This window comes from Rhizobium sp. WYCCWR 11146, assembly GCF_013591995.1.
GTDB classification, from domain to species: domain Bacteria; phylum Pseudomonadota; class Alphaproteobacteria; order Rhizobiales; family Rhizobiaceae; genus Rhizobium; species Rhizobium indicum.
This window is the reverse complement of sequence record NZ_JACCEY010000007.1, coordinates 94,966-111,460: the sequence shown is the minus strand read 5'-3', so window position 1 is coordinate 111,460 and position 16,495 is coordinate 94,966. Positions and strand designations below refer to the sequence as shown.

Sequence of the window (16,495 nt, the reverse complement as noted above, 5' to 3'; positions counted from 1 at the left end):
TCTTAGCCGTTTTCAGAAATTTGCGCCGGCCACGCGCAGGCGCGGTTCCGCATCTTCGTGAGCAGGCTCAGCGAGATGGGTGATGTCCTTCTCGAAGGGCAGGCTCTTGTAGATCTCGGGATCGGCGGAGGTGTCGAAGAGAGCGGTGTAGCCGTAGTTCAGATAGAGGCCGACGGCTTCGGGCTGGCGAAAGCCGGTCGTCAGGTAGATACGGGAATAGCCTTGGCGGGCGGCCTGGGCCTCCAGTTCCACCAGCACCTTGCGGGCAAGGCCCTGACGGCGCAGATCGGAGCGCGTCCAGATGCGTTTGAACTCGGCCGTGCGTTCGTCATAGTGCTTGAAGGCGCCGCCGCCGATGGTTTCACCATCACGGACCAACAGGAGAAAATTGCCGCCAGGCGGCGCAAAGGCTTCGGGAGGATAACGGTTCAACTCGGCCGCAGCTCCTTCGGCATTGAAATAGTTGCCGTAGCGGCTGTCATACTCGTAGATCAACTCATCGATCAGCGGCTTGGCGCGCGGGTCGAGAGGGCTGGTATAGAGAAACGTATCGCTCATATCGTTCATCACCCGTTGTCATCAGTGAGGAAGGTTTCGGCGAGCCGCACCCAGTAGCGGGCGGCCGGCGCGATGATCGCGTCGTTGAAATTGTAATGGGCACTGTGGAGAGGCGCGCTGTCGCCATTCCCGACGAAGAGATAACTGCCGGGATTTGCCTGCAGCATGAAGGCAAAATCCTCGCTCGCGGTTCTCGGCCGGAAATCCTTCTCGATTGCCGCGGCGCCGAGTGCGTCATAGGCGACGTCGCGGGCAAAGGCCGTCTCCGCCGCATGGTTGATCAGCGCCGGAAAGCCGAGGCGGTAATTCACATCCGCTTCGGCGCCGAAGCTTTCGGCCTGGGCGCGGGCAAGTGCGGGAATGCGCTCTCGCAACAGCTGGCGGACCGTCTCGCTATAGGCCCGCATGGTCAGCTGCATCTCGACGCTCTCCGGGATGACGTTCGAGGCGGAGCCGGCATGGATCGAGCCGACGGTCGCGACTGCCATGTCCTGCGGATCGACATTGCGCGAGACGACGCTCTGCAGCGCGGTGATGAAGGAGGCCGAAGCCAGTACCGGATCGACGGTCCGGTGGGGTTCGGCACCATGGCCGCCCTTGCCGATGATCTTGATGATTGCCTTGTCGACCGAAGCCATGGCCGGGCCGGCGACGAAACCGAATTGGCCCGTTGGCACACCCGGCCAATTGTGCAGCCCGAAGACCGCATCGACAGGAAACCGTTCGAACAGGCCTTCCGAGATCATCTTGCGGGCGCCGGCGCCGATCTCCTCGGCGGGCTGGAAGATCAGCCGCAGCGTGCCGCTGAAATTGCCGCTTTCGGCGAGATAACGGGCAGCGGCGAGCAGGATCGACGTATGCCCGTCATGGCCGCAGGCATGCATGACGCCGGGATTGCTGCTGGCATAGGCAAGACCGGTCGCCTCCTCGATCGGCAGCGCGTCCATGTCGGCACGAATGCCGATCCGCTTTTTGCCATCGTCGCGCCTGAGGGTGGCGACGATGCCGGTTCCGGCAATGCCCGTCGCCACCTCATAGCCCCAGGAGGAAAGGTGGGATGCCACAAGCTTGCTGGTCCTGAGTTCCTGAAACGCGAGCTCCGGATATTGGTGCAGGTCGTGGCGAAGCGCGATGATCTCGTCGAGATAGGCGGCGATACCCTTCTCGACCGGATCGTTGCTGCGCGAGTTGTGAGCGATGATGTTCATGACGGTTCGTCGGCGCTTCAGGCGCCGACAGCCTTTCCGCGTTCGACCTGATCGGCGCCCGCCGCATACCGGCTTTCGCGGAAGGGCAGACCCAGATGGTCGCGCAGCGTCTCGCCCTTCAGGACCGGATCGAAATAGCCGCGCTCCGTCAGGATCGGCAGAACGTATCTGGAGAAATCGTCAAAGCCCTCGGCGATGACAGGGAAACCGAGGATGAAGCCGTCGGCGGCCCCATGGTCCACCCAGCGAATGATCTCGTCGGCGATATGATCGGCCGTGCCGATGAAGGCCGTACGCGGCGTTGCGGAATCAAGCGCGACCTGGCGGAGCGTCAGGCCCTTCTGCCGCGCCGTCTTCTTGATGCGGTCGGTGGTGGCGCGGAAATTGTTCCTGCCGATCTCGCCGAGTTCGGGGAACGGCTCGTCGAGCGAATAGACGCTGAAATCATGATGATCGAAGAAGCGGCCGAGATAGAGCAGTGCCTCCTCTGTCGTGACGAGGTTGCGGATCGCCTGGTACTTGGCGTCCGCCTCTTCCTGCGTCGCACCGACGATCGGTCCGATACCGGGATAAATACCGACTTCCGCGGCACTGCGGCCATGGGCGATCACGCTGTCCTTGAGCTGTCGGTAGAAGGCCTGCGCCTCCTCGAACGGCCCGCCATTGGTGAAGACGGCGTCGGCATGTTTGCCGGCGAGCCTGATGCCGGAATCCGAGGCGCCAGCCTGGAAAAGGACGGGTTGGCCCTGCTTGGAACGGCCGATATTGAGCGGTCCCTCGACGCGGAAGAAGAGGCCCTTGTGGTTGAGGCGATGCATCTTCGTCTTGTCGACAAAGACGCCGGTCTCGCGATTGCGGACGAAGGCGTCGTCGTCCCAGGAATCCCACAGGCCCTTGATCGCATCGATATAGTCCTCGGCGATCTCGTAGCGCAGTTCGTGCTCGGGATGTTCGCGGCTGTAATTGCGGCCGGAACCCTCGAGCGGCGAGGTCACCGCATTCCACCCTGCCCTGCCGCCGCTGATGAGATCGATCGAGGCGAACTGGCGGGCGATGGTGAAGGGATCGCTATAAGAGGTCGAAACCGTGCCGACGAGGCCGATTTTCGAGGTCGAGGCGGCGAGCGCCGAGAGAATGGCGATCGGCTCGAACCGATTGAGGAAATGCGGAATGGACTGCTCGTTGATGTAGAGCCCGTCGGCAACGAAGGCGAAAGCGATGCCGGCCGCCTCCGCCTTGCGCGCGGTATTGACGAAGAACTCGAAATTGACGCTGGCATCGGCCGGTCCGCTTGGATGCTTCCACGCATTCATGTGACCCCCGGGACCCTGCAACATGATGCCGAACGTGACGTGTTTTTGAGCCATGGGATCAATCCTCCTTGGAAACGGTCAGGCGACGAGGGAAAGCCGCTCCTTGGCGAGCAGCTCGATGGAGGCCAGGCGCTCGGCAACCGAAAGCGCCGGCGTGTCGAGCACGAACTCCTTGACCCCATAGCGGCGGTGAAGTTCGTCCAGCTCCTTGCGGATCTGTTCCGCCGTGCCATGCAGCACGCTCGGCACCTTTTCCTCGATGCAGTAATCGGTGACGCCGGCCTGGCGGGCGAATTCGGCCGCCTGCTCCTCGCTGCCGACATTGACGGTTTGGCCGTTCGGCAGGAACACCTTGACGATGCGCAGCTTGCCGACGCGCTCGCGGGCATAGTCCTCGCTTTCGGCGGCGAAGGCTGCGAGCGCCAGGATCGGACGCTTGCCCCCGGACGCCCGCTCATAGGCCTCGAAGGTCCTGCGCAGATTGTCCGGATCGCCGTTCAAATGACCGGCGAAAACAAGTTCCCAGCCCTTCTCTGCAGCGAGCTCGGCGCTTTCGACGCTGGCGCCGAGCAGGAAACGCTCAGGCGCAGTCGGCGGGAAAGGCGTCGCCTGCGCCCCGTCGTAATTCGGGTCGGCGGCGAGATAGATGTTGAGATCGGAAAGCTGGCTCGCGAAATCCGGCTTCCTGGCCGGATCGACGGCAAGCTGCAGGGCGCGCGTCGAGAGCGGAAATCCACCCGGTGCCTTGCCGACACCGAGATCGACGCGGCCGGGCGCAAGCGATGCCAGAAGATTGAAGGTCTCGGCAACCTTATAGGCGCTGTAGTGCTGCAGCATGACGCCGCCGGAGCCGATGCGAATCCTCGAGGTCCTGGCGAGAAGGTAGGCTATCAGCGCCTCCGGCGCGGAGCTCGCCAGATTGGACATGTTATGATGTTCGGCAACCCAGAAACGGTGATAACCGAGTTCCTCGGCCCGGGCGGCAATCTTTACCGTCGCCCGCAGCGCGTCCGCCGCGGTGAGACCCTGTTCGATCGGGCTTTTGTCGAGAAGACTGAGGAGGTAGGTCATGGCACCACGATCCGATCCTTGGTTGCAAAGTTTAGTCTATAAAATCAGTAGACAAACTGCATTATAAGAAATGACATTCTCTTTCGAACACGCTGAGTGAAAAAAACCGGCCGCACCCAAGATGGAAAATCGGATGCCGGGAATGTGCGCCGCCGGCATTGAAAGGCTTCTTTCAATCGACCACTTGATGGTCTATATTCTGGTCGAAAGGGAGTAACCGCATGAAGCTGTCAGAACAGGTCAAGCCGATCAGCTACCTCAAGGCGCATGCGCCGGAGATCATCCGGACGCTGAAGGATAACCCGCAGCCGGTCGTCATTACGCTTCACGGAGAGGCGAAAGCCATCCTTCAGGACGTCGGCCAATATGAAGAAACACAGGAGACACTGGCGCTCTTGAAGGTGCTGGCGCTCACCAACCGGCAAGTCGAGGAGGGCAAACTGCGCCCCGCTGCGGAATCCTTCGCACGCATCCGCAAACGTCTGGCGGACAGCCGATCCTGATGCCATATCGTGTTCTTTTCGCTGAGGACGCGGAACGCGACATCGAGGATCTGTATCGCTTCATCGCTAGCCGCGACGGCGCCGAGACGGCAGAGCGCATCCTCACGGAAATCGAGAGTGCCTGCGCCGAGCTTGCAGAATTCCCCGCCCGCGGAAATATTCCGAAGGAGTTGGCGGGTATCGGAATTTCCGAATATCGGGAACTGCACCATAAGCCGTGGCGCATGATCTATCGGATCCTGGGCACGGATGTCGTCGTCTACTGCGTGGTAGACGGACGTCGCGACATGCAGAGTTTTCTGGAGCGAAGGCTTATCCGCGCTTAGCCATACGCTGCCCACACGGAGGTTGAACACTATCCAACCTTCCGCCCGGCCGGGGCGTTTGCCCGCAGAAGCGCCATCAGCATCGGGCCGATCGCGAATTCGCCCTTTTCGCTTCGCCGCGTCAGGCCACGAATATAGCCACCGGCCGAATTAATGTGGCCGCCGCGCTCCAGGATGCATGCCATCACGGTCGCGGCGTTTTCCGGACCCATCACATTGGCCGCCTCCTCATAGGCCGACGGACTGACGCCCAGCATCGATCGAACGATGACGGCTGCGGCCATCAGATCGCGCCAGTTGCGGATCACGCCACCTGGCCCATAGGCAAGGATTTCCGGGCAGGCCTGCAGAACCAGGCCGAGTGGGAAGGATTTCAGTCCGCCACCATCATTGCGGACCTCCGGCCGTCGAGTTTGCTCTTCCTCACCCCTCCCCTTCTCTGGCGTCACGGCCCCTCGGTCATCGTCTTGCTCAGCTATCGCGCCCTGCTTCGTGTCGAAGCTTGGTTCAAGTTCAGAGATGGATTCGGGATTTGAATTCTGTATGTGACGCTCGATATAATCGGCATTGCCGCGCTGTTCTGCTGATTTAACCCGAATTTCCAGCCGGTTAAGAATATCCGTGCGCAGGGCCGTCAATTCATCCAGCAACAGTTCAAGCTGCGCTGTCGTCGGCGATCGCGGCAGGCCTTCGATCAGGTCCCGGAATTCGCGGTATAGGCCTTGCCAATCCCCAGAGATCTCTTCTTCGACGGCCGCTTCGATCAGTTTTGCAATGTCACGGCGGCAAAGGGTGATGCGTTCACGCAGACGCTGGACATGCAGCCGCTCAGCCATCACCTCGGCCGCGAGCTGTTCGATCTCCTCGGCGCGGGCAAGCAGCGGCGCCAGCGAGAAGCCGAAAGCCTCGTCGACCTCCCCTGCCCTGTCCCTGCGGACGTAACGCTTGCCGTTGGGGCTATCCTTGCGCACCAGAAGACCTGCCTCGACGAGCGCGGCAAGATGGCGCCGGACGGTCTGTTCGGCCATGCCATGCGTTCTGAGCGAAAGCTGGATATTAGACGGGAATACGATCAAGCCGTTTTCCTGGGCCAGCTCATTCTTCGGATAAAAGCTCAAAAGCGCGTTGAGCACGGCAAGCGCCCGATCGCCGATGCCAAGCAGCGGCTTTGCTTCGCACAGCGCGCGAAACAATTTCCACTTATCGACCGACTGATCCGGTTTGATCTCCCCTGCCATGACCTGGTTTGCGAGCATCCCAAGCGTCATCGACCGCCGCCCGAAGGGCGTCGTCACACTTCCGGTTTCCATATCTTCCACCTCAACGAGGCAAAAGAAATCCGCTCACCAAAACGGCGCCAAAAACTCTTGACAGCGATTCTCGGAAGTGCGATTCTCGGAGGTGTTCAAGACTACGAGGAAAGCTTCCGTGACGGTGACGTTCGGGGGCTTTTTTCTTTTGCGCGTTATCTCCTATCCGGATTGTCAGGTGACAACCGGTCTAACTGCCTCATTTTCCCTCATTTTCCTCTTCGAACTCGGCGGCGAGGCCTATCAACCGCTGAGCCAGGAATTCCGAAAACGCCGCCGATTTGACGGTGATGCGAAAGGTTTTGCCGGAGCGGGCCACCAAAGCAAGCGGCGCCCCCCCTTGGGTCCGGAGCGTCTGCTCGGCCCGCTGCGGTGCGCTCTTCTCCTCCAGTGCCTTCCAGATGGCATCGAAGCGGCTGTTGGTCTCCAACGTCTCGAAACCGGCGGCACTGATTGCGGCCCGCGCCTTCTTCTGTCCGCCCGTCTCTCTGAACTTCTCGGCAAACGCCAACCAGCGTGGACGACCGACCTTGGGGGCCGGCCCGATGGCGAGAATGATCTCGGGGTCGATCGTCTGAGCCACCTGCAGGAGCCTTGACGTTTCCGGCTTGTCTGTCGCCAGCGCCTTGGCAATCATGTCGCGGCTGAAGCCATGTTCATCCATGCGGCGTGCAAACAGTGCCCGCTCGATAAAACTCAAGTCGACACGGGGGCCATTTTCCTGACCCTGTGCGAGGATCAGCTCTTCATCCGTGAGCTTTCGCACGACGGCCTTAACAGGAACCCCGATCTCTGCTGCCGCCCGCAGGCGCCTGTGGCCATAGGCGGCCTGGTAGTGCCCGGCCCTTGCCGGGTCCGGTCGCACCAGGATCGGAACCTGCTGTCCGCTTTCCTGGATAGACTGCTTCAATCGTTCGAACTCGGCATCCTTGTCGACCGGGATACGGTCGCGGATGAAGGACATTTCGACGACAGCCGGATCGATCTCCAGCACCTTGTCGCCGGAGGCCAGTGATTCGCGCAGCGCCTTGGCGGCGGCTGCTTCCTCTCCCAGCCGTCCAAGCGACAGGTTCATCGCCTTGACCGCTCCCGATGGCCGATGCGGCTGTTGCACGCTCGGCACTTCCGGCCGTGTTGGCTCGACGGCACCGACCATGCTCTTCAGGATGTCGCGTCCTTTTGGGCTCATGTCCTGCTCCATGCACTGCGAATGAGTTGCTCGACTTCGGCATTGACGCTGTCGACGGATTCCACCCCCCGGTCATAGGTCTGGCGATGCATCGTCTCGCGTCCCGCCTCGTAGATTGTCTGCTTCGACAGGCCAGCATCCGAGACCGCTGTCGACTTGACCATCATCGAGGTCAGCACGCGCTCGCCGAACAGACTGCGCAGGAACGCGACGATCTGCGCCTGCGGTCCATCATTGGACTCATAGCGGGTGATCAGATAGCGCATCCAGTCGTAATCGAGATTGCCGCCTGCCTGCTTGACGACGGCCAGAAGGTCGGAGGTCATCGTCAGGAACTGGTTCATCGACGCCACATCGAGCATCTGCGGATGGACGGTAATGAGGACGGAAGTAGCGGCGCAGAGAGCAGACAATGTCAGGAAGCCGAGAGTCGGCGGGCAATCGATGATGACGACGTCGTAGCTCTGCTCTAGCGAATGCAGCGCATTGCCGACCCGCATGAAGAACATGTCCTTGTCGTCGCGGTTGGTGTCGGCGAGCGCCTTTGGAGTATCGTGCTCGAACTCGTGCAGTTCGAGATTGCCGGGAATGAGATCGAGCCCGGGAAAATAGGTCTGGCGGACGATGTCGGCTACGTCGCGTCGCGTTTCGTCATATTTGATGGCGCCGTAAAGCGTCTCGTTTTCGCCGACGTCGAATTCGGGCTGATATCCGAGCATCGCCGACATCGACGCCTGCGGATCGAGATCGACGGCAAGCACGCGGTAGCCGCGAAGAGCCAGGAACTGCGCCAGGTGGATTGATGTCGTCGTCTTGCCGGAGCCACCCTTGAAATTGGTGACGGCGATCACCTGGAGATGGTCGCCCGGCCGGCGCATCGGCAAATAAGAGGGTTTGGTGCGCCCGAGATGGTGGCGCATCGCATGAATTTCCTCAAGCGAGAACACCCGCCGACCGGCGGCCGTCTTTTCCGGATTGATGCTTTCCACCTGGGCGGCGAGGTGGCGAACATAGCTGTCGGTAACGCCGAGCAGCTTGGCAGTCTCGGTGCTGCTGAACCGCCGTAGCGATTTGCGGGCGTCGGGCGAGAACAACCGCTCGAACAGCACCTGCAATTGGCTGCTGAGCATCGTCGAGTCCTGCGCGATCGTCTCGTCGATCGAGACTCGACTCGCTCTCTTGGCTTTCTCAACAATCGCGGCCTTGGTCGGCATTCACGCAAATCCTGATAAATCGGGTCATTTTGCGCAAATGATCGTGAGTCTGCCGATTCCGTCAAGCGATTTCTTGGTTAGCCAATGGATAACAAACTGGATTCGATGAAAAAATCACGTGGAATTCCGGAATCTTAGCTCAATTGTCAGCTGACAATGGCGGTCGTGTCCGAATCCATCAAGGCCAGTCTTAAAGTATCGCGGCACATTTTCGAGGCGACTCAGCGTCGTTGCCGCTCATCATTTATAAGCGGACGAACGGTACAAGTTTTCGGTTTCCAGCCCACGGACGGGTTCATTGCCGGAAGGCTTGTCATTTGCGTCCTGGGCTTCAGGATCGCGGCGTGACGGAGCAAGGCCGAGCATTTGTTCGAGACGACCAGCATTGAGCGGAGCGCTTATTCCCTTGAAGTTCATGATCCATCTTTCGTCTGCGCATGGCTTGCGTGAAGCGCAGAGATAAGCGCAATTTGAACCCGCAGAGAACGGCCCGGCGGCGTTATCACCATCTTTTCCAACGTGAGGCGGGAAAGGGGAGGGGAGGCCTCCGTCTTCCAAGCGCTGCCTCCAAATGCGGCAGCGACGCCAGACATCCCGGTTCGCTTCTGCGCGCAGAGATCAAAGAGGGCCTCGCAGAGACCAGCCCGACACGCGAAAGGCGGCATCCCCGCCGACACCGGCGAACTGGCGCTGTCTCGGATCATGCGTCATCGCCAGAATTGCGAAATTCCGGCTGCGGGTCCTACGACAGGCGAGGCTGCTGCGCGTTATCGGGGGAGGGGACGTCTAACCTGAATTCTCACGCCGATCTAAGTCGGCTGAATGCGGGGGCAGCTGACGTTAAGGGGGTTGGGGGTTCGTTTGTCCGGAGATCCGATTAATGGCTAGGCCAGGCCTATGACACCAGTCAAATCGCATCCCGGCGGTTGAGCGCGAATAGGATTGCCGACATCCCGGGGCGTCATCAACCGCGGAGATCACAACAGGGCATGCTAGGCGAATCAGGTCTCGGCGGGTATGATCGACGTGCTGGTCAGGATCGTGCGTTGGTATCGCAGACGTGTTGCCGCTAGCCCGATCGGCCAGATCTCACTCCATGTTCCGCAGAGCGGCAAACCCTCCTAGCGGAACTTATTGGCGAGTTCGCTTCCGTCTACGGAATTCCTTCTTGTTTACCTGCTATTTACCATAATGCTCCACGGCGCCGGCCGAACCCGCATCGCGGTCAATCCCGCTTTTCTTGTCGGCGGGTGCCGCACGAGGCAGGATTCCACTATCGCGTCTTCGCTCCCTCGCGATTCGTAAAATGAGCATTGCCCAACCCCGTGCCGATGGTCAGCACTGCCCATCTCGACACGTCGTTCATAAAAGGGATCTGCGACAATCCCTGCACGACGGCGTCGTTGTGCATCATCACGAATGTGCTGTCGTCACCGATCTCCGGAATGGCCTTCATCAGTGCGGCGGGAAGGTTGAAGCTGTCGCTCTCCCAGTTTCCGCCCGGCAGGTTCTGTCCGCCGCGTTCGATGGAGCCATCGGCTTTGATGATGCCGGGGCATGCGATCCCGATGATGGGTGCCGGCTTGAGATTGGCCTTCTCGGCCTTGCCGATCAGATCCCGCAACATCGCGGCCAACTTCTCGATGGTCGCAGTCCGGCTTGGCTCATCGTCGGCATGACGCCAGATGGCGGATTCCCAGACGCTTGCATCCGCAAAATTCGGCACATCGTCCTTTCCGAATTGAACGACGCCGGCGCGAACGTTCGTGCCGCCGATATCGACGGCCAGGATCGCCTCGTGACCTTTGAACATCCAGCGCGGCATCAGGTGGACCGCGCCGATCAGTCCGGCCTCATCGGGGTGGTGAACGATCGGCACGACTTCGACGTCGACGCCGGCCGCTTTGAGAATGACCATGGTCCTGGCGATCGCCAATTCGCCAAAGTGGCTCCGACGGAAGCCGCCGCCAACGACGATACGTTCTGTCTTTCCCCAGCGTTTGTCCTTCAGAAACTTGCCTATCACATCGGCAAAGTCTTGCGCAAAATCCTCCACTGCCCCCATGACCAACGCCGCCGCCTCCAAATCATCGCCCTTCAAAATAGCATCGATTTTTTTCTTGGAGAGTTTCTCCGTCGCGGTCTTGCCGATTGGGTCGTCTCCGACCTTGCGGATGCGTTTTCTCCAATCGTCGAGCTTCTGTTGGAACGTCTTTTTGTTTGCGTTGTCGCCAACGAAACCATCCTTGTCACGCAGTTCGTTGTTGTAGTCGTCGATCGTCACCAATGGCAGGTTTAGAGCGCCATGTGCCAGCGGGGCATTGACCTCATCACGGGGATCGGAACTGCTTTTGGCCATCAATGTACCTTCTACGGCGCGAGTGCTCGAACGGGCGGCGAGATACAACGCGGACTAGCCTCTGGATGTTCCGGAGTCTGAAAAGCCACCTTGTCCTTGTCGGCCGGCGACCTAGGTTCCATGGTTGCAGAGTTTGGAGAATGCCGTGCAGGACGACGACGCTACTCAGGAAATGCTTTCACTGGTCTTGGAAGAGCCGGATCACTGGGCGATGTTTCTCGATATCGACGGGACGCTGCTCAATCTTGCGCCCACGCCGGATGCGATCGAGGTCCCAGAGGCGCTTCCCGGACAACTTCATCGCCTGTCGAACAAGCTCGGCGGTGCCCTGGCGCTGGTCACAGGCCGATCACTTGCCTATGCAGACGAGCTGTTCAAGCCCTTTGCATTTCCGACAGCAGGCCTGCACGGCGCGGAAATCAGGAACGCCGCTGGAATGCAGACGATCGAGGCGACACCTGAATTTCAGGCGCTGAAGCATGCGCTAACCGCGGAAGCCGAGCACTATCCTGGAGTCTTGATCGAGGATAAAGGTGCGGCCGTTGCCGCCCATTACCGGCTCGCGCCCGAGTATGAAAAGGTGCTCGAAGACCGCATGCACTACTATGCGGAGCTCGCCGGGCCGAACTGGGCATTGCAGCTTGGCAAGATGGTATTCGAACTGCGTCCGGCACGGTCGAGCAAGGGCGATGCGCTGGAGCGGTTTTTCCAGTCCGACCCGTTCAAGAACCGCTCCCCGATTACCATCGGCGATGATCTGACCGACGAGTCGATGTTTGCGGTCGCCAATGCCCGCGGCGGCGTTTCCGTCCGTGTCGGTGCGATCGGCTCCCCGAGCTGCGCCACGAGCCGGCTGTCCTCCTCTGCGCTGGTTAGAAACGTCATTGCCGCCTTGGCCGCCTGAGGAACGCTCTTGAACGATGTGCAATGCGGATTGCTGTCGTCTTTACGCCGGCTGCGCAGCGTCAATTGTCAAAAAAGTATCGGTTTTAGCCGGGAATCGTGGTGGCGGGCGTGACAAGAGCCCACTACACTCCCTTCAACAATAAAGCCAAAAAGGGAATTTGGCTGGCGGGCCTGGAACCGTCCTCGGAGGAGGAGACAATGGAACCTGACTTGGAAGTCATTCAGATCAGGCCGGGCGAATCTTTCGCGACGAAGGCGCACGGTTATCCATACCATACGGTTCGCTGGCATTTTCACCCGGAATACGAACTTCATCTCGTCGTGGCGACGACAGGACGGTATTTCGTCGGCGACTTCATCGGCGAATTCGAGCCTGGTAATCTCGTTCTTGCTGGTCCCAATCTTCCCCACAACTGGATCAGCGATGTCCCGAAGGGCTCAAGCATTCCGCTTCGATGCCAGCTCATCCAGTTCAGCGAGGGCTTCATCAGCGATACGATGAAGGTGCTGGCCGAACTCGGCCCCTTCGAACCTGTTCTCGAAGCCTCCCGCCGCGGTGTGCTCTTCGGCGCCGATACCAGCCGGCAGGTTGCTCCTTTGATGAATGAGGTGCAGCAGGCCCACGGTGTGCGCCGCATCGAGCTCTTCATGATGATCATCGGCCTGCTCAGTCGGGCGCACGATGCCCAGCTCCTTGCCAGTCCGAGCTATCTGCCCGATCCGTCGGGCTACATGTCGGCCGGCATCAACAAGGCGCTCGCCTATATCAGAGAGAACCTGACAAAATCCTTCGACGAAGCCGATCTCGCGGCGATCGCCGAACAGTCGACCGGCGCCTTTTCGCGCGCATTCCGCCGTCATACCGGCATGTCGCTGGTACAGTATGTGAAACGCCTGCGCATCAATCTCGCCTGCCAGATCCTGATGAGCGATGAGCACGCATCGATCATCGATATCTGCTTCGAGGTCGGCTTCAACAATCTGTCCAACTTCAACCGGCAGTTTCTCGCGGAAAAAGGCATGACGCCTTCCCGTTTCCGACGGTTGTTGGGTGACAATATCAACGTGGCAAAGGCGGCCTAGAGGAGCCGAACGAGCACGATCCAAGGGACGAGGGAGGACAAGGAGGAGGAACAAAAACTGACACTGACTTGAACGCGGGCACGCGATGAGCGGCTCGCGATCGGAGATGCTTGTCCTCAAAAACGCCAAACCGTCGGGACAAGCGCGACCGTTCCTTCAGCCGAACGGCCACAGCAGAACAGTGCAATCACGAATCTACACAATTTTTTCAATGGGAGGAGATGGAAATGATGAAATTCTCAACAAAGGCGGTAGGCGCCGCGGTATTTGTCCTGTCCTTGCTGGGCGGTACTTCCGCCTTTGCGCAAACGGCCGTTGCGGATGCGACAGTGGCATTCCTCATGCCCGACCAGGGCTCGACCCGCTACGAAGAGCACGACCATCCGGGCTTTGTCGCGGAAATGAAGAAGCTTTGCGCGTCGTGCAAGGTTCTCTATCAGAACGCCGATGCCGATATCGCCAAACAGCAGCAACAGTTTAATTCGGCGATCACGCAAGGCGCCAAGGTCATCGTGCTGGACCCGGTGGATTCGGCGGCCGCCGCATCGCTCGTCCAGCTTGCACAGAGCCAGGGTGTCAAGGTCATTGCCTATGACCGTCCTATCCCGAAGGGCAAGGCCGATTTCTATGTCTCCTTCGACAACAAGGCGATCGGCAAGGCGATTGCGGAATCGCTTGTCCAGCATCTGAAGGCGCAGAAGGTGCCGACCGATGGCGGCGGCATTCTGCAGATCAACGGTTCACCGACCGATGCGGCTGCCGGGCTGATCAAGGACGGCATTCACGAGGGTCTGGCGAACGGCGGATACAAGACGCTTGCCGAATTCGACACACCGAACTGGCAGCCCGCGAACGCCCAGCAATGGGCGGGCGGCCAGATCACCCGCTTCGGCAAGCAGATCGTCGGCGTGGTCGCTGCCAATGACGGCACTGGCGGCGGCGCCATTGCAGCCTTCAAGGCTGCTGGTGTCGATCCCGTGCCACCAGTGACCGGCAATGATGCGACGATCGCTGCGCTGCAGCTAATCATATCAGGGGATCAGTACAATACGATCTCCAAGCCGAGCGAAATCGTCGCCGCTGCCGCTGCCGACGTCGCCGTGAAGCTCCTGGCCGGAGAAACGATCAAGGCCGAAATGACGCTCTACGACACGCCCGCACAGCTCTTCGTACCGGCTGTCGTTACCGCCGAAAACCTCAAGGCCGAGATCATCGACAAGAAGATCAACACCGCCGAGGAGCTGTGCACCGGCCGCTATGCCGACGGCTGCAAGAAGCTCGGCATCACCAAGTAATCGAGCCAAGGGAAAGCGCGGCCGGGCCACCGGTCGCGCTTCCGATTTTCGCTTTTTCGAAAGGCCAGGCAATGTCTGAAACCTCTCATACTCCTGACCCTTCCCGTCAGCCTGTCCTCAGTCTGCGTGGAATATCGAAGAACTTCGGAGCAGTGTCGGCGCTCACCGATATCGAACTCGATGTGTATGCCGGTGAGGTCGTGGCGCTCGTGGGCGATAACGGCGCCGGCAAATCGACGCTGGTCAAGATCCTGGCCGGCGTGCACCAGCCAAGCTCGGGCACGATCATCTTCGAGGACAAGCCGGTCAACTTGTCGAGCCCAAGTGCTGCGCTCGACCTCGGCATCGCAACCGTCTTCCAGGATTTGGCGCTTTGCGAAAATCTTGACGTCGTCGCCAATATCTTTCTCGGCAAGGAGCTCAATCCCTATCAGCTGGATGAGGTTGCAATGGAGATCGCCGCCTGGAAGCTCTTGAACGAGCTTTCGGCCCGCATTCCGAGCGTGCGCGAACCCGTCGCCTCACTCTCCGGCGGACAGCGCCAGACGGTAGCGATCGCCCGATCGCTGCTGCTCCAGCCGAAACTGATCATGCTCGACGAACCCACAGCAGCGCTCGGCGTCGCCCAGACCGCCGAGGTGCTAGACCTCATCGAGCGCGTGCGGGAACGCGGCCTCGCGGTCATCATGATCAGCCACAATATGGAGGATGTTCGGGCCGTCGCCGATCGTATTGTCGTCCTTCGGCTCGGCCGCAACAACGGCACCATGCTGCCCGACGCATCCAACGAACAGCTCGTCAGCGCCATCACCGGCGCATCCAACAATTCCGTCTCCCGCCGCGCGATGCGCCGCAAGGCGCAAAGCCAACAAAACGAGGAGGGCAGGCCATGATGAAAACCATCCAGAATGAACCGGCAGCACCTGCGCTCCTCGACCGACGTGACGAAAGAGTACACCATGACGATAGCCTTGCCGGCTCGATCCGCGCCTTTGGGGATCGCATCCGCTCCGGCGATCTCGGTTCACTGCCGGTCATTGTCGGCCTGGCGATCATCTGGACGGTGTTCCAGGCGCTCAATCCGGTGTTTCTCTCCAGTAGCAACCTCGTCAACATGCTGTTCGACTGCTCGACGGTCGGCGTCATCTCGCTGGGTATCGTCTGCATCCTGATGGTGGGTGAAATCGACCTTTCCGTCGGCTCCGTCAGCGGCTTCGCCTCGGCGCTGGTCGGCGTCTTCTGGGTCAACCAGGGCTGGCCGGTGGTTCTCGCGATCCTCGCCGCGATGATTGTCGGCGCCCTGATCGGCTCGCTCTACGCATTTCTCTTCAACCGCTTCGGCATGCCGAGCTTCGTGTCGACGCTGTCGGGGTTGCTCGCGGTTCTCGGCCTGCAGCTCTATATCCTCGGAGCGACCGGTTCGATCAATCTTCCCTATGGTTCCTGGCTCGTGAGTTTCGGCCAGATCATGGTCATGCCGGACCCGGTCGCCTATCTGCTGGTGGCGCTCGCCGGCATTGCCTTTTTCTTCGCCAGCTACCGCACCTCGGCGCGCCGGCGGGCGGCAGGCCTGTCGGCGAAATCGGCCCGTGGGCTGCTTCTGCGCGCCGTCATCATCACACTCGCCCTGGAGGCTGTCGCGTTCTATCTCAACCAGTCGCGCGGCATTCCGTGGATGTTCGGCCTTTTCGTCGGGCTCACCGCCGCCATGAATTATGCGCTGACGCGCACCAAATGGGGACGCTCCATGCATGCCGTCGGCGGCAACAGGGAAGCAGCGCGCCGCTCGGGCATCAACGTCTCGCGCATCTATACGAGCGCCTTCGTCATGTGCGCTCTGCTTGCGGCAACCGGCGGCGTTCTCTCCGCCGCACGGCTGGCGACGGCAAGTCAGCAGGCCGGCACAGGCGACGTCAATCTCAACGCCATCGCCGCAGCGGTTATCGGCGGCACGAGCCTGTTCGGCGGGCGCGGCAGTGCCTATTCAGCCCTTCTCGGCATCATCGTCATTCAGTCGATTGCCAGCGGGCTGACGCTTCTCGATCTGTCATCGTCGCTTCGATACATGATCACGGGCGCCGTCCTTGCCGTCGCCGTCATCGTCGACTCGCTGGCACGCCGATCGCGGATCTCGCACGGCCGGGCCTAAACCAACCAGGA

General features: G+C 60.4%; 16 protein-coding genes. 7 read left to right on the top strand and 9 right to left on the bottom strand.

Annotated elements, in window-relative coordinates; all coding sequences use genetic code 11:
* Window positions 1–12: 12 nt before the first annotated feature.
* Genes HX899_RS03570 through HX899_RS03555 form a run of 4 tightly spaced genes read right to left on the bottom strand, consistent with a single transcriptional unit; the run spans window position 13 to window position 4,150 of the window.
* Window positions 13–570 carry a GNAT family N-acetyltransferase gene (locus HX899_RS03570; RefSeq protein WP_181291632.1) on the bottom strand — a complete coding sequence of 186 codons (558 nt, stop codon included), beginning with the start codon at window positions 568–570 and terminating at the stop codon, window positions 13–15.
* Entirely contained in the window at window positions 567–1,766 is a 1,200-nt protein-coding gene (locus HX899_RS03565; RefSeq protein ID WP_181291631.1) for a M20 aminoacylase family protein, read from the bottom strand. Before HX899_RS03565 ends, HX899_RS03570 begins: the two co-directional genes overlap by 4 nt.
* A gap of 17 nt (window positions 1,767–1,783) precedes the next feature.
* Window positions 1,784–3,133 (bottom strand): LLM class flavin-dependent oxidoreductase, encoded by a 1,350-nt coding sequence (locus HX899_RS03560; RefSeq protein ID WP_181291630.1) that lies wholly within the window; start codon window positions 3,131–3,133, stop codon window positions 1,784–1,786.
* Between the two features lie 24 nt (window positions 3,134–3,157).
* Complete coding sequence (locus HX899_RS03555; protein WP_181291629.1) at window positions 3,158–4,150, bottom strand: LLM class flavin-dependent oxidoreductase; 993 nt, start codon at window positions 4,148–4,150, stop codon at window positions 3,158–3,160.
* A 221-nt stretch (window positions 4,151–4,371) separates the two neighbouring features.
* Here HX899_RS03555 and HX899_RS03550 point away from each other — a divergent pair, with 221 nt between their 5' ends.
* Entirely contained in the window at window positions 4,372–4,653 is a 282-nt protein-coding gene (locus HX899_RS03550) for a type II toxin-antitoxin system Phd/YefM family antitoxin (protein ID WP_027667297.1), read from the top strand.
* On the top strand, window positions 4,653–4,979 hold the full coding sequence (locus HX899_RS03545) for a type II toxin-antitoxin system RelE/ParE family toxin (protein WP_181291628.1): 327 nt from the start codon (window positions 4,653–4,655) through the stop codon (window positions 4,977–4,979). The genes HX899_RS03550 and HX899_RS03545 overlap by 1 nt, the downstream gene beginning before the upstream one ends.
* Window positions 4,980–5,008: 29 nt before the next feature.
* On the opposite strand, the gene repC is transcribed toward HX899_RS03545, so the two are convergent.
* The 5 genes from repC to HX899_RS03520 form a co-directional block, all read right to left on the bottom strand.
* Entirely contained in the window at window positions 5,009–6,289 is a 1,281-nt protein-coding gene (gene repC, locus HX899_RS03540) for a plasmid replication protein RepC (RefSeq protein ID WP_181291627.1), read from the bottom strand.
* Between the two features lie 199 nt (window positions 6,290–6,488).
* A complete protein-coding gene (gene repB, locus HX899_RS03535) occupies window positions 6,489–7,478 on the bottom strand; it encodes a plasmid partitioning protein RepB (protein WP_181291626.1) in 990 nt (329 codons plus the stop codon).
* Complete coding sequence (gene repA, locus HX899_RS03530) at window positions 7,475–8,692, bottom strand: plasmid partitioning protein RepA (RefSeq protein ID WP_064250087.1); 1,218 nt, start codon at window positions 8,690–8,692, stop codon at window positions 7,475–7,477. The genes repB and repA overlap by 4 nt, the downstream gene beginning before the upstream one ends.
* Before the next feature lie 240 nt (window positions 8,693–8,932).
* Entirely contained in the window at window positions 8,933–9,109 is a 177-nt protein-coding gene (locus HX899_RS03525) for a hypothetical protein (RefSeq protein ID WP_181291625.1), read from the bottom strand.
* A gap of 856 nt (window positions 9,110–9,965) precedes the next feature.
* On the bottom strand, window positions 9,966–11,051 hold the full coding sequence (locus HX899_RS03520; protein ID WP_181291700.1) for an ROK family protein: 1,086 nt from the start codon (window positions 11,049–11,051) through the stop codon (window positions 9,966–9,968).
* Between the two features lie 124 nt (window positions 11,052–11,175).
* Between HX899_RS03520 and otsB the strand changes: the two genes are divergently transcribed.
* From otsB to HX899_RS03495, 5 genes are all read left to right on the top strand, one after another.
* A complete protein-coding gene (otsB, locus tag HX899_RS03515) occupies window positions 11,176–11,955 on the top strand; it encodes a trehalose-phosphatase (RefSeq protein ID WP_171600003.1) in 780 nt (259 codons plus the stop codon).
* Between the two features lie 200 nt (window positions 11,956–12,155).
* Window positions 12,156–13,040, top strand: a complete 885-nt coding sequence (locus HX899_RS03510; RefSeq protein WP_138334554.1) for an AraC family transcriptional regulator — start codon at window positions 12,156–12,158, stop codon at window positions 13,038–13,040.
* A gap of 221 nt (window positions 13,041–13,261) precedes the next feature.
* A complete protein-coding gene (locus HX899_RS03505; RefSeq protein ID WP_181291624.1) occupies window positions 13,262–14,335 on the top strand; it encodes a sugar ABC transporter substrate-binding protein in 1,074 nt (357 codons plus the stop codon).
* A gap of 71 nt (window positions 14,336–14,406) precedes the next feature.
* Entirely contained in the window at window positions 14,407–15,228 is an 822-nt protein-coding gene (locus tag HX899_RS03500) for an ATP-binding cassette domain-containing protein (RefSeq protein ID WP_164048978.1), read from the top strand.
* Window positions 15,225–16,484, top strand: coding sequence for a sugar ABC transporter permease (locus tag HX899_RS03495; RefSeq protein WP_181291623.1), 1,260 nt, complete (start codon window positions 15,225–15,227; stop codon window positions 16,482–16,484). The genes HX899_RS03500 and HX899_RS03495 overlap by 4 nt, the downstream gene beginning before the upstream one ends.
* Window positions 16,485–16,495: the final 11 nt, after the last annotated feature.